The organism is Aquitalea palustris, from assembly GCF_003693445.1.
GTDB lineage: Bacteria > Pseudomonadota > Gammaproteobacteria > Burkholderiales > Chromobacteriaceae > Aquitalea > Aquitalea palustris.
On sequence record NZ_RFAR01000009.1, the window covers coordinates 13,144 to 26,208 of the forward strand.

Annotated in this window: 16 protein-coding genes; 15 read left to right on the plus strand and 1 reads right to left on the minus strand. The window is 63.0% G+C overall.

Features of this window, described 5'->3' with window-relative positions; all coding sequences use genetic code 11:
* The first annotated feature begins 81 nt into the window (after positions 1–81).
* From EAY64_RS02990 to EAY64_RS03010, 5 genes are all read left to right on the plus strand, one after another.
* Entirely contained in the window at positions 82–1,068 is a 987-nt protein-coding gene (locus tag EAY64_RS02990) for a LysR family transcriptional regulator (protein ID WP_199734376.1), read from the plus strand.
* Positions 1,069–1,307: 239 nt separating this feature from the next.
* Positions 1,308–1,931 carry a TetR/AcrR family transcriptional regulator gene (locus EAY64_RS02995; RefSeq protein ID WP_103523307.1) on the plus strand — a complete coding sequence of 208 codons (624 nt, stop codon included), beginning with the start codon at positions 1,308–1,310 and terminating at the stop codon, positions 1,929–1,931.
* A gap of 99 nt (positions 1,932–2,030) precedes the next feature.
* Positions 2,031–2,771 (plus strand): NADPH-dependent oxidoreductase, encoded by a 741-nt coding sequence (locus EAY64_RS03000; RefSeq protein WP_103523308.1) that lies wholly within the window; start codon positions 2,031–2,033, stop codon positions 2,769–2,771.
* A 31-nt stretch (positions 2,772–2,802) separates the two neighbouring features.
* Positions 2,803–3,903 (plus strand): N-ethylmaleimide reductase, encoded by a 1,101-nt coding sequence (gene nemA, locus EAY64_RS03005; RefSeq protein WP_103523309.1) that lies wholly within the window; start codon positions 2,803–2,805, stop codon positions 3,901–3,903.
* 69 nt (positions 3,904–3,972) lie between these two features.
* Positions 3,973–4,650: a type 1 glutamine amidotransferase domain-containing protein gene (locus EAY64_RS03010; RefSeq protein WP_103523310.1), complete on the plus strand. Its 678-nt coding sequence runs from the start codon at positions 3,973–3,975 to the stop codon at positions 4,648–4,650.
* 146 nt (positions 4,651–4,796) lie between these two features.
* Here EAY64_RS03010 and EAY64_RS03015 read toward each other — a convergent pair whose 3' ends face one another.
* Positions 4,797–5,735 (minus strand): diacylglycerol/lipid kinase family protein, encoded by a 939-nt coding sequence (locus EAY64_RS03015; RefSeq protein WP_103523311.1) that lies wholly within the window; start codon positions 5,733–5,735, stop codon positions 4,797–4,799.
* A gap of 295 nt (positions 5,736–6,030) precedes the next feature.
* Here EAY64_RS03015 and queC point away from each other — a divergent pair, with 295 nt between their 5' ends.
* The 10 genes from queC to EAY64_RS03065 all read left to right on the plus strand — a co-directional run bounded on the left by queC (position 6,031) and on the right by EAY64_RS03065 (position 12,965).
* The gene (gene queC / locus EAY64_RS03020; protein WP_103523312.1) at positions 6,031–6,735 is read left to right on the plus strand and encodes a 7-cyano-7-deazaguanine synthase QueC; all 705 of its coding nucleotides are present in this window, start codon (positions 6,031–6,033) and stop codon (positions 6,733–6,735) included.
* 1 nt (position 6,736) lies between these two features.
* The gene (locus tag EAY64_RS20900; RefSeq protein WP_103523313.1) at positions 6,737–7,768 is read left to right on the plus strand and encodes a 6-carboxytetrahydropterin synthase; all 1,032 of its coding nucleotides are present in this window, start codon (positions 6,737–6,739) and stop codon (positions 7,766–7,768) included.
* Positions 7,765–8,400 carry a 7-carboxy-7-deazaguanine synthase gene (gene queE / locus EAY64_RS03030; RefSeq protein WP_226034242.1) on the plus strand — a complete coding sequence of 212 codons (636 nt, stop codon included), beginning with the start codon at positions 7,765–7,767 and terminating at the stop codon, positions 8,398–8,400. Before EAY64_RS20900 ends, queE begins: the two co-directional genes overlap by 4 nt.
* A gap of 255 nt (positions 8,401–8,655) precedes the next feature.
* The gene (locus EAY64_RS03035; protein ID WP_059286406.1) at positions 8,656–8,922 is read left to right on the plus strand and encodes a BufA1 family periplasmic bufferin-type metallophore; all 267 of its coding nucleotides are present in this window, start codon (positions 8,656–8,658) and stop codon (positions 8,920–8,922) included.
* Between the two features lie 109 nt (positions 8,923–9,031).
* On the plus strand, positions 9,032–9,286 hold the full coding sequence (locus EAY64_RS03040; RefSeq protein WP_103523314.1) for a BufA1 family periplasmic bufferin-type metallophore: 255 nt from the start codon (positions 9,032–9,034) through the stop codon (positions 9,284–9,286).
* Between the two features lie 69 nt (positions 9,287–9,355).
* Positions 9,356–10,186 (plus strand): MNIO family bufferin maturase, encoded by an 831-nt coding sequence (gene bufB / locus EAY64_RS03045; RefSeq protein WP_103523315.1) that lies wholly within the window; start codon positions 9,356–9,358, stop codon positions 10,184–10,186.
* The gene (locus EAY64_RS03050) at positions 10,176–10,925 is read left to right on the plus strand and encodes an HvfC/BufC family peptide modification chaperone (RefSeq protein WP_103523316.1); all 750 of its coding nucleotides are present in this window, start codon (positions 10,176–10,178) and stop codon (positions 10,923–10,925) included. The genes bufB and EAY64_RS03050 overlap by 11 nt, the downstream gene beginning before the upstream one ends.
* A gap of 70 nt (positions 10,926–10,995) precedes the next feature.
* The gene (locus tag EAY64_RS03055) at positions 10,996–11,463 is read left to right on the plus strand and encodes a DoxX family protein (RefSeq protein WP_103523317.1); all 468 of its coding nucleotides are present in this window, start codon (positions 10,996–10,998) and stop codon (positions 11,461–11,463) included.
* A 123-nt stretch (positions 11,464–11,586) separates the two neighbouring features.
* Positions 11,587–12,429 carry a phosphoserine phosphatase SerB gene (serB, locus tag EAY64_RS03060; RefSeq protein ID WP_103523318.1) on the plus strand — a complete coding sequence of 281 codons (843 nt, stop codon included), beginning with the start codon at positions 11,587–11,589 and terminating at the stop codon, positions 12,427–12,429.
* A gap of 23 nt (positions 12,430–12,452) precedes the next feature.
* Positions 12,453–12,965: a hypothetical protein gene (locus EAY64_RS03065; RefSeq protein ID WP_103523319.1), complete on the plus strand. Its 513-nt coding sequence runs from the start codon at positions 12,453–12,455 to the stop codon at positions 12,963–12,965.
* Positions 12,966–13,065 lie beyond the last annotated feature (100 nt).

A 13,065-nucleotide genomic window follows, 5' to 3' on the forward strand; every position in this document is an offset into this window, starting at 1 on the left:
AAGAAGAATGGAGTGCAGTGTGCATGCAATGGCAGCAAGGATGTAGCAGGCTGACATGCAGATCTGTTATACATTCAACGTATGAAAAAAGCCGTCATCACCACCCATGGCACATCCCCGTCGCGGGTAAGCGATCACCTGCAATCAGCCAGTGCCGGCGACCGGCTCGCACTGATGCAAACCTTTGTGCGCATCGTTGAAGCGGGCAATCTGTCGGCAGCCGCCCAGCAGCTGGGCACCACCCAGCCCACGGTCAGCCGTCGTTTGCAGACGCTGGAAAAATCACTCGGCGTACGCCTGTTGCAGCGTTCCACCCACACCATGCGCCTGACCATGGACGGCGAGCGCTGCTTTGCCCGGGCCAAGGAATTGCTCTCCAGCTGGGACGCCTTCGAATCCGAACTGCGCGGGGCTGGCGAACAACCGGAGGGCGTGCTGCGGGTCGTGGCACCCCATGCCTTCGGCCAGGAAAAATTGATCGCCCCGCTGGCAAGCTATTTGCGACGCTATCCACGCATGCGGGTGGAGTGGCTGCTGCATGACGACTCTGCCATTCAGGACTTCATCAGCTCCGGCATCGACTGTGCCATCCAGGTGGGTGAGATCACCGACTCTTCGCTGGTTGCCATCAGGCTGGCGGAAGTACCGCGCATCGTGGTGGCCGCGCCCTCCCTGCTGAGCAGCACCATGCCGCCGCGCACGCCGGCAGATCTGGCCAGCCTGCCCTGGCTGGCCCTGCGCACCTATTACCGCCATGAAGTCCGGCTACGCCATCTGGCCAGCGGCGAAGAACAAACCATTCCCATTGAGCCGCTCATCAGCACCGACAGCCTGTACGCGCTACGTAGTGCAGCAGTCATGGGACTGGGCGTGGGTGTCGGCTCAGCCTGGGTCATGACTGAAGACCTGGCAGCCGGCCGCTTGCAGCAAGTGCTGCCGGAGTGGCAAGCCGCGCCCTTGCCAGTCAGCCTGGTTTATCCCTATAGCCGCTTCTATCCGGCGCGCTTGCGCTGCTTCATGGAAGTGATGCGCGCGGCATTGCCGCAGGCGATTGCGCCAACGACCTAGCGCGCAGCAGTTTTACTGCATGGGGCCATCATCTTGAGCAAGCTGGCATAGCTGCAACGCTATGCAATACCACGGCAGGAAAGGCCAGCACTGCCCGCCCAGGCGCATGCAGCATGCGGCTGACGCCCCTTCCGGGCAGCCAGGCTGCACATGCGCGGACAGCCCATCCGGCAAATCCGCACACGCTGTTTTAATAAACAGCTTGCAAACTAGACGACTGGTCTAGTACTATCCACTGCATGTCACGACCCAGCCAGTTTTCCGATACCCGCGAACACCTGCTTGCCACCGGAGAGTCCATCATCCTCGGCAAGGGGTTTTCTGCTGTTGGCCTGGCCGAAATCCTCGGCTGTGCCGGCGTGCCCAAGGGCTCGTTCTACCACTACTTCCGTTCCAAGGAAGGTTTCGGGGTGGAAATGCTGCGGCGTTACTTCGAACATTACGATGCCCGCCTGTTGCAGGCGCTGGCGGTAGATCAGGGCAATGCCCGCGACTGTCTGCTGGGCTATTTTTCCGGCTGGCTGGACCGCCACCAGCAATGTGAAGAAGGTAATCAGAGCTGTCTGGCCATCAAGCTGGCGGCCGAGGTGTCCGACCTGTCCGAGCCCATGCGCGAAGCGCTGGCCGAGGGCATGGGCCGGGTGGTGCTGCGGCTGTCCGACTGTATCCGCCGTGGCCAGCAGGAAGGCAGCCTGTGTACCCGGCTACCGGCCGAAGACACCGCCGGCAGCCTGTACAGCCTGTGGGTAGGGGCTGCGCTGTTGTTCAAGGTGCAGCACACCCAGCAACCGATGCAGCAGGCGCTGGCGCTGACCGCAGCCCTGCTCAAGCAAAGCGACTGTACACCGCCAGCCAGTTCCTGAAGCCTGGCATGGCTTGAAGTCCCCGCCCGAGCGGCGGGTATTTTTGACACAGCGACTAGACGACCGGTCTATTTATTTTCACCCACACGGGAGAATGCCATGAACAGCACACTGGAATTGATGCAACAACACCGCAGTGTCCGCAGCTATCAGGACAAGCCCATCCCCGCCGCAGTACTGGATGCGGTACTGGACGCCGCCTGGAAAGGCCCCACCTCCATCAACGGCCAGCAGGTGTCGCTGGTGGTGGTGCAGGACGCAGCCCGCCGCCAGCAGATTGCCGAGATTGCCGGTGGCCAGCCGTGGATTGCCCAGGCTCCGGTGTTTGTCACCCTGGTGGTGGATTTCTACAAGACCCGGCTGGGCGTGGAAGCTGCCGGTGCCAAGCAGGTGATTCAGGACAGCGTGGAAGGCTTTGCCGTGGGTGCTGTGGATGCCGGCATCGCCCTGGGCAACCTGATGACCGCCGCCCGCGCCGCCGGCCTGGGCGTGGTGCCCATCGGCGGCATCCGCCGCAATCCGCAAGCCATGATCGACCTGCTGCAATTGCCGGAATACACCTTCCCCATTGCCGGCGTGGTTATCGGCTATACCGATCAGGACAGCAACATCAAGCCGCGCCTGCCGCGTGAGAGCTTTGTCCACCACGAACACTACCAGGCAGCACAGCTGCCGGAGCAGATCCGCCAATACGACCAGACGCTGGCCAGCTACTGGCAGCAGATCGGCCGCCCGGATGGCCTGCCATGGAGCGCCAATACCGCCCAGTACTACCAGAATGTGTATTTCCCCGATGTCGCTCCGCTTGCCCGCAAACAGGGCTTTGGTTTTGATCGCTAATCATTTCATCTGCATACGAAAGGTCTGATTCATGAGCCTGGATAAACTGTTTACCCCGCTGCAAGTGGGTGCCGTCACCCTCAACAACCGTGTGGCCATGGCCCCGCTCACCCGCCTGCGCAATACCGAGCCGGGCGATGTCCCCACCGACTTGTCGGTGCAGTACTACACCCAGCGCGCCAGTGCCGGCCTGATCATTGCCGAAGGCACCCATATCTCGCGCACGGCCAAGGGCTATGCCGGCGCACCGGGCATTTATAGCGAAGAGCAAGTTGCTGCCTGGAGCAAGGTGAATGCATCCGTTCACGCAGCCGGTGGCAAGACCGCGCTGCAGCTGTGGCATACCGGCCGCATCTCGCACCGCTCCTTGCAGCCGGATGGCGAAGCCCCGGTAGCCCCGTCGGCCATCCGCGCCGAGAGCAATACCAATGTGCGCCAGCCGGATGGCAGCCTGGCCCGCGTACCCTGCGACGAGCCGCGTGCACTGGAAGTGTCCGAGCTGGCCGACATTCTGGAAGACTACCGCCGCGCTACCGACAATGCCCGCCGCGCCGGCTTTGACCTGGTGGAAATCCACGGCGCCCACGGCTATCTGCTCGACCAGTTCCTGTCGCCGGAAGCCAATGTACGTACCGACGCCTACGGTGGCAGCGTGGAAAATCGCGCCCGCTTCCTGCTGGAAGTAGTGGATGCCGTGGTGGCCGAATGGGATGCCGCACACGTGGGCATCCGCATTTCGCCGCTGGGCGTGTTCAATGGCCTGTCCAATGTAGAAGAACAGGACATCGCGCTGTATGTGATCGAAGAGCTGGCCAAGCGCAAGCTGGCTTTCCTGCACATTTCCGAACCGGACTGGGCCGGTGGCCCGGCGCTGAGCGAGGCCTTCCGCCAGGAAATCCGCAAGCGCTATCCGGGGGTGATCATCGCCGCTGGTGGCTATAGCGCGGAAAAAGCAGAAAAACTGATTGGCGAAGGCTATATCGATGCCGTGGCCTTTGGCCGCAGCTATATCGCCAACCCGGACCTGGTGGAACGCCTGCAAGCCGGTGCCGCGCTGAACACGCCGGACGCCTCCACCTTCTACGGTGGCGATGCACGGGGCTATACCGACTACCCGACGCTGAACAACTGAAGCTGAATCAGCAATAGCACATGGCCGGGCCGGCTACACGGCCCGGCACACCCCACACGAGAGCACCCCATGAAAAAAGTCCTGTTTATCCTTACCAGCCACGACACGCTGGGCAACACCGGCCACAAAACCGGTTTCTGGATCGAAGAATTCGCCGCGCCCTACTACGCGCTGGCCGACAAGGGTGTTGCCATCACCCTGGCCTCACCCAAGGGTGGCCAGCCGCCCATCGACCCCAAGAGCGCCGACCCGGCCTTCAGTACCCCGGCCACCGAACGCTTCAACCAGGACGCCGCCCTACAAGCCGTACTGGCCAATACCGTGGCACTGGACAGCGTAAACGCCGGTGATTTCGACGCCGTGTTCTACCCCGGTGGTCATGGCCCGCTGTGGGATCTGGTCGACAACAGCGCTTCCATCGCGCTGATCGAAGCCTTTATTGCTGCCGACAAGCCGGTAGCCGCCGTGTGCCATGCCTCGGCGGTACTGGTGAATGCCCGCGATGCCGCAGGCCAGCCGCTGGTGGCCGGGCGCAAGGTCACCGGTTTTTCCAATACCGAAGAAGACGCGGTTCAACTGACCGCCATCGTGCCGCTGCTGGTGGAAGACGCGCTGCAAGCCAAGGGAGGCATCTATGAGAAAGGCCCGGACTGGGGCGTATTCGTACGTGAAGACGGCCTGCTGATTACCGGCCAGAACCCGGCCTCGTCCGAACTGGTGGCAGAAAAACTGCTGGCACGGCTGTAAGACAGTCCCCCCGCGCCCTGCCCGGCCCCGCTTGCTGCGGGGCCTTTTTATTGCGGCAAAGCCTTGCAACGACTGCCAGAATAGCAGCGCGATGCAGGGACAGTAGCAAGAGCAAGACGCAGCAGCCGTGTTGTGCTTGGCCGTGGTTAATGCGCCCCCTCCTGCGCGCCCAGCGCAGACAGACAGCGCAGCGCCTGCGGCACCACTTGGATATGCGCCGGCGCATGGCCGGCCAGTTCGCCATCCACCTCCAGCGGACAAGCCTGGCCCTCTATGCGCAGGCTGCGCACACTCAGATAGCGCACCCGTGCATCCAGCACCGGCTGTGCCTTGCGCAAGGTCGGCAGGAAACGCACAAAATCCCAGCTGCCGGCATTGGCAATCATCACCACCTCCAGCAGGCCGTCATCCAGCCGCGCCATCGGCGCAATGCCCAGACCACTACCGAAATAGCGGCCATTGGCCACGCACAGGCTAATGAAATCACCGCTGATCTCCTCGCCATTATCCAGCAGCAGCCGCATGCGGCGTGGCCGGTAGCGCAGCAGAGTCAGCACGATAGACCAGTAAAAAGCCACACTGGCCGGCAGCCAGCGCGGCAGGCGCTTTACCTGCTCCACGATGGCCGAACTGATACCCAGCGAAGCGATATTGCCAAACCACACCACCCGCTCGCCTTCAGGCCCACCCGCCAGCGTCAGCCGGCCCAGGTCGATACGGCGCACCTGGCCGGAACGGATCAGCCCGTCCAGCTGCTCCACCGAATCGCTCACCCCCAGCGAACGGACAAAATCATTACCCGTGCCAAAAGGCAGCGCCCCTACCGCCACCCGCTCACGCGCAGCAGCCGGCGCACGCATCACGCCGTTGATCACTTCGTGGATGGTGCCATCGCCGCCCACGGCAATGAGAAAGTCGCAGCCCTGCGTCACCGCCGCCAGGGCCATGGCCTCGGCACTGATAGCCGAAGTGGTGATGTGAATGTCCACCTGAAAGTGCTGGCCAAACTTTTCCAGCAGGCGGTTGGGCAGCGAGCGCGGGCAGCGCTGGCCGTGCAGGATGAAAACCAGTCGGGTCTGATCCATAACATAAAGACGTTAGCAGTGAAGCGCTGGATTATCAGACAGATGTCATGCTTTTGAAACATCCAGCTCGCCTCAGCGCCCAAGGCCGGCAGGATAGGGACAAAACAGCAAAATCAAGGGCATAAACCGGCGGCAAGCTGGCCGGAGCCATGGTTTTCTGGTAGATTTGGCGGTTTTGCTGCGCCGTTTACAGGCTGCCGCCGCCTGCCGGGTGAGACCGATCCCGAGTGTGCGACGCGACAGCGCCGGCCACAGCCAGCAAGGCCACCTCGACTGTTTATCGATGGATCACACTATGAACCCCAATTCCACGCCGACTGCGGAAAAAGCCCTGGTGGTGCTTTCCGGCGGTCAGGACTCCACCACCTGCCTGTACTGGGCGCTGCAAAAATTCGGCGCCGGCAATGTGGAAGCCGTCACCTTTGATTATGGCCAGCGCCACCGCGTGGAGCTGGACTGCGCCCGCAAGATCGCCGCCATGGCTGGCGTACGCCAGACCGTGCTGCCCATCGACACCTTTGCCGCCATCGGTGGCAATGCACTGACCGACGACAGCATCCAGCCGGAAGCAGGCAGCCGCGACGACGACGCCCTGCCCAATACCTTTGTGCCGGGCCGCAACCTGATCTTCCTCACCTTTGCCGCTGCCTTTGGCTACACCCGTGGTGCACGCCATATCGTTACCGGCGTAGCGCAAACCGACTACTCCGGCTACCCGGACTGCCGCGAAAACACCCTGCAGGCGCTGCAACTGGCGGTGCGACTGGGCATGGACAGCCGGGTAGAACTGCACACCCCGCTGATGTATCTGAGCAAGGCCGAAACCGTCACCCTGGCACAGCAAGTGGGCGCGATGGAAGCGCTGGCCTGGAGCCACACCTGCTACAACGGCGCGGTGCCGCCCTGCGGCCATTGCGCCTCCTGCGAGCTGCGCGCCAAGGGCTTTGCCGAAGCCGGCGTGGCCGACCCGCTGGTCGAACGCTGCGCCAGGGAGGCCTGACATGCATGCATCCTGCCTGCTGGCCGGTGGCCGTTTCGAAGCAGCCCGCCGCGTCCCCGGAGATGAAGATCGCCTGAACGGCCTGCACGGCCACAGCTTTCGCGTGCTGGCCCGTGCCGATGTCACCCATATCGAACAAAACGAACTGCACAGCGCACTGGCCCGGGTACTGGCGCCGCTAGACTATGCCGATCTCAACCAGCAACTGGCACAGTGCGACGACCTGAGCCTGGCACAGCACATCAAGGATGCCCTGCCCTGCCCGGCTGCCCTGCTGCTGCAAAGCACGCCGCAGCGCGGGGTGATGCTGGAAAACGGCACCGCACTCTATTGGATTGCCGCCCGTTTCGAAGCCGCCCACCATCTGCCGCATGTGCCGGCTGGCCACAAATGCGGCCGCCTGCATGGCCATGGCTTTGGCGTACGTATCGTGGCCAATGCCCAGCACTGCAGCCAGCGCCAGCTGGAAGCCGCCTGGGCACCGCTGTTTTTGCGGCTGCACCAACGCTATCTGAACGACATTCCGGGGCTGGAAAACCCCACCAGCGAGGTGATTGCCGCCTGGCTGTATTCCCAGCTGCAAAGCGCCGGCCTGCCGGGCCTGGCCTGGGTGGAAGTACGCGAAACCCATACCGCCGGCAGTCAGTTCGACGGCAAGCGCTTCCGCATCTGGAAGGAACAGCGCTTTGAAAGCGCCGTGCCTTTCGACAGTGATGGCAATTACAGCGGCCACAGCTATCTGGTGCGGCTGATGCTCACTGGCAGCCTGGACCGCACCATGGGCTGGCTGCTGGACTTTGGCGACGTCAAAGACCGCTTCAAACCGCTGTATCGCCAGCTGGACCACAATCCGCTGGACAAGCTGGCCGGCGTGCGCGACGGCCACAGCCAGTCGGTAGCCGAGTGGATTCATGCCCACCTGTCACCACTGGTGCCGGAGCTGGCCCGTATCGACCTGATGGACGACGAGCACAGCGGCGTCTCGCTGCTGTTCCATGACGACATGCGCTGGCCGCTGCTGCAGGGGGAATGAGCATGTACACAGTCAAGGAAATCTTCTACACCCTGCAGGGCGAAGGCCGCCAGGCCGGCCGCGCCGCCGTGTTCTGCCGCTTTGCCGGCTGCAATCTGTGGTCGGGCCGTGAGGAAGACCGCAGCAAGGCAGTCTGCCAGTTCTGCGATACCGATTTTGTCGGTACCGGCCCGGACGGCGGCAAATTCGCCACTGCCACCGAGCTGGCTGCGCACATTGCCAGCCAGTGGCCGGCAGGCAGCGGCGGCACCCCCTATGTGGTGTGTACCGGCGGCGAGCCGCTATTGCAGCTGGACGCCGAGCTGATCGCCGCCCTGCATGCCGTGGGCTTTGAAATCGCCGTGGAAACCAATGGCACCATCGCCGCGCCGGACGGGCTGGACTGGATCTGTGTCAGCCCCAAGGCCGGTGCACCCTTGCTGCAAACCAGTGGCAACGAGCTGAAGCTGGTCTACCCGCAAGCCACCCAGCTACCGGAAACCGTCGCCCACTTGCAGTTCGACACCTTCTATCTGCAGCCGATGGACGGGCCGGAGCTGGCCGCCAATACCCGCGCCGCCATCGCCTACTGCATGGCCCATCCACGCTGGCGGCTATCGGTGCAGACGCACAAGGTAGTCAACATCCGTTAAACCGTCGGGCGCCTGGTCGCCCGATTTTTTTTGCCTGTCATTGTAAGAAGCCGACAGTAAGGCCGACTTATGCTGCAGAGACGGTCACGCAGCAGGCTTGCGGAAAACATCGTTGAATTTTTTGCAACAGCAGCCAATAGCAGCGAAATGCAAATAATTTCAAAATATTTTCCACCACCGTGTAAGAAAGCCCCGGCCCACGCGACTGACTCCTGAAACCCGGCACTTGCCGCTACCCCCTGACAGGAGATTGACATGAACGCTTCCAAGACCTTGCTTGCTTCCGCCCTCGGCGCTGTCGTTACCCTGGCCGCCCTGGCCGCCGCACCGGCCCAGGCCGCCGAACAGGAAAAATGCTATGGCGTGGCCATGGCCGGCATGAACGACTGTGCCTCCGCCACCGGTGTACATGGCTGTAAAGGCCAGGCCACCATGGACAAGGACCCGGGCGACTGGAAGCTGGTAGCCAAGGGTAGCTGCCAACAGATGGGTGGCAATACCATGGCACCAATGAAACAATAAACAGTCTATCGTTAACATGACGTACGCCGGGTAGCCCGCCAGGCTGCCCGATCCGGCGCAAATGGCTCACCATAAAACCCGCTTGAACCTGCTCCAAAGGAGAACCACCATGAATGTATCCAAAGCCCTGCTCGCCTCCGCCCTCGGTACCGTTATTGCCATGGGCGCCCTGAGTGCCACCCCGGCCGCTGCGGCCGACAAGGAAAAATGCTTCGGCATCGCCCAGGCTGGCAAGAACGACTGTGCCTCCGCCACCGGCACCCACTCCTGCGCCGGCCAGGCCACCAAGGACAAGGACCCGGGCGACTGGAAATACGTTGCCAAGGGCAGCTGTGAAAAAATGGGCGGCATGCTGGCCAAGTAATCCGCTGCGCCATGGTTGCCGGCCGGCGCCGGCAACCTTCCCCTCACCTTCCTTCCGGTAAACCTGGTCATGACTCCGTCCTCCCTTCCTGCCATCGCCGGCATCGGCCTGCGTGCGCCCCACTATCGTCAGGTCATGGATACCCTGCCGCCGCTAGGCTGGGTGGAAGTCCACAGCGAAAACTTTTTCGATGGTGGCATGCCGCTGGCCATGCTGCAGCAGGTGGCCAGCCACTACCCGCTATCGCTGCACGGTGTGGGACTGGGACTGGGTTCGCTGGTGCGCCCGGACGGAGAACATCTGGCCGCACTCAAACGGCTGGTGGATGCCATCCAGCCGCCGGCGGTATCGGAACACCTGTCGTTCAACCACAGTGCCCAGCGCTATGTAAACGACCTGCTGCCCATTCCCTATACCATGGCCTCGCTGGCGGTGATTGCCAGCCATGTGGATGAAACCCAGCAGGCGCTGGGACGGCGCATCCTGCTGGAAAACCTGTCCAGCTATGTGGAGTTTCCCGGCAACGAGATGAACGAAGGCGAGTTTCTGGCCGAACTGGTGGCCCGCACCGGCTGCGGCCTGCTGCTGGACGTCAACAACCTCTACGTCAACGGCATCAATCTGGGCACAGACGTGCAAGCCGTACTCTCTGCGCTACCCGCTGCGGCGATTGGCGAAATCCATCTGGCCGGCTATAGCGAGGGAGAAGGCATGCTGGTAGACACCCACAGCCAGCCAGTACACCCCGGCGTGTGGCAGCTATACGCCCAGGTCATCGCCAGCATCGGCCCGCGCCCGACGCTGATTGAATGGGATCTGGACATACCGCCACTGGACACGCTGCAGGCTGAAGCCGCCAAGGCCGAGGCCATCCTGCAAGGAGCACGCCATGACGCCTGAAGCACGCTGGCAGGCAGAGCTGCTGGAGCTGATCGCCCATACCGGGCAGCAGCCGGATGCCGCTCTGGGCCTGACCCCGGCCGGACTGGCGGTCTACCGCAACAACTACCGCGTCGGCCTGATCGAAACCCTCAAGATGATCTATCCGGTGACCGGGCAGATCGTCGGCGAAGAATTCATGACCGGGCTGGCGCGTGAATACAGCAAGCAGCACGCCTCATACAGTGGCAATCTGCACCGCTATGGCGGCAGCTTTGGTGATTTCCTGCAGGACTTCCCGCCGGCAAAGACACTGCCTTATCTGGCCGATGTCGCCCGGCTGGAATGGGCAGTACACCGCAGCTATTACGCCATCGACCAGGCTCCGCTGGCGGCCAGCGCGCTGACGGAAATCCAGCCGGAACAGTTCGGCCAGCTGCGCTTCGCTTTCTGCGATAGCAGCCGGGCATTGTCATCCCCCTGGCCGGTGGTCTCCATCTGGCAGGGACACCAGCCCGGTCAGACGCTGAATGTCAAGCTGGAGGCCGGCGGCGAGCAGGCACTGGTCAGCCGCCACGCCGGCAAGGTCCGCGTACAGGCAGAAACGGCCGGCATGGCGGCATTGTTGCTGGCGCTGCAGGATGGACAGCCGCTGGGCGAGGCCGCCGAACAGGCCTTGTCGGCACAGGATGATTTCGATCTGCAAGCCGGGCTGGCGCGGCTGTTCGCCGACGGCCTGCTCAGCCACTACCAACTGTAAAACCACGCAGGCATACCATCCGCCACTGCCGCGGAGGGGCAAGGCTTGCCCACATCAAGGGAGACCGACCATGCAAGTTCTCAGACAAAAACTGCTGCCGCTGCAGCGGCTGTTCGACCAGGCCAGTCATACCGCCCGTCCGCTGGTGCTGCTGCTGTTCCGGCTGTGGGTGGCCAATGTATTTTTCAAATCCGGCCTCACCAAGCTGGACGACTGGGACACCACGATATTGCTGTTTTCCAATGACTACCATGTACCGCTGCTACCACCCGTGCTGGCCGCCGTCATGGGCACTTTTGGCGAAACGGTGTTTTCCAGCCTGCTGGTGGCCGGCCTGTTTGGCCGCTTTGCCGCCGCCGGGCTGTTCGTGGTCAACCTGATGGCGGTCATCAGCTACCCCGACCTCACCGACATCACCCGCCAGTTCCACTACTACTGGGGCATGCTGCTGCTGGCACTATTCGCCTTCGGCCCCGGCTGCCTGTCGCTGGATGCGGCCTGGCACAGCTGGCGCGGCAAGCACCGCCAGCCGGCCTGAAGCCTGCGGGCAGGCCCGGCGCGCCGCAGACAGCACGCCAGCCTGCTCCCGCACACGGACATTCCGGCAGACTGCCCGGCAGTGGCATAATGGCGTATTGCCCAACTCCACATCCGCCCGCCCATGTCTCTTACCCTCGTCATCCAGTCCCCCCGTCTCGACAGCAAGGAATTGCAGGAACTGGCCGCACTGGCCGGTGCCAGCAGCTTCAGCCAGCCCACGCTGGAATCTGCCCGGCTGGAACAGGCCGACCCGGCCAGCCGTGATGCCATCAGCGCCTGCTGCCAGGCACTGGGCTACGACTTTGCCTTTGTCGACAGCAGCCTGCAGCTGGCCAACTTCGGCCTGCTGGTGTCCGATATGGACTCCACGCTGATCACCATCGAGTGCATAGACGAAATCGCCGACATGCAGGGCATCAAGCCCCAGGTGGCCGCCATTACCGAACGCTCGATGCGTGGCGAACTGGACTTCTCCGCCTCGCTGCGCGAACGGGTGAGTCTGCTGGCCGGCCTGCCGGAAAGCGCACTGGAAAAGGTCTATAAAGAACGCCTGCAACTGAGCCCCGGCGCCGAACAGCTGCTGGCTGCCTGCAAGCAGCACGGCATCCGCTTCATGCTGGTTTCCGGCGGTTTCACCTTCTTTACCGAAAAACTCAAGCAGCAACTGGGGCTGGACTACGCCTATGCCAACCAGCTGGAAGTGGTGGACGGCAAGCTGACCGGCCGCGTGGTGGGCGAGATTGTCGATGCCGCCGCCAAGCAGCGCCTGCTGATTGAAAAGCGCGAACAGCTGGGCTTGCGTCCGGACCAGGTCATCGCCATGGGCGATGGCGCCAACGACCTGCTGATGCTGGGCGAAGCCGGCGTCGGCATCGCCTACCGTGCCAAACCGGTGGTACAGGCCCAGGCCGATGTGGCCATCAATGTCATGGGGCTGGACGGCGTCAGCAGACTGTTCGCCTGATAGCCCATTCCGAGGAGAGCGCCATGAGCCCGCTACCACCGCTGGACAGTGCCAGTTTCGATGCCATGCTGCCACTGAGTGTGCACTTGCTCAGTGAAGAGCAGTGCTCGCCCGCGCGCCAGCGCGAAACCCGGCTGGCGCTGCGGGTGCTGGCCGCTCCCAGCGAAACACCGGAAGAACCCGACCCGATGCTGGTACGGCTGGAAGCCAAGCTGGATCTGGCGCTGGAAATCTCCTTGCTCGGGCATCACCCGGACCGCCCGCCACTGACCCGCTGCCGGCTGGGGCTGGACAGCATTGCCTGGCTGTCCGACCACCCGTGGCGGGTGGGAGACACCGTGCAGATTGCACTGTCGCCCAATCCCGATTCGGCGCTGATGCTGTTCATGGCTGCGCGTATCGAAGCACAGTGCCCGACTCCGGACGAAGCCTATGCCATTACCGCCCGCCTGCAGCTGCCACCGGACGAGCAAACCGGCCCACTGTGGGAGCGCTGGGTTTTCCGCCGCCACCGCCGCGCCATCCTGGAGCGCTGACCCCCCGCCCATCACAGGCTGCCGCCGACAGGTGAAATCCTCCGCCTGCTGGCTTAGACTGAAAATATCAGGCACTCAACTGCCATTTAGTCTAGGTATG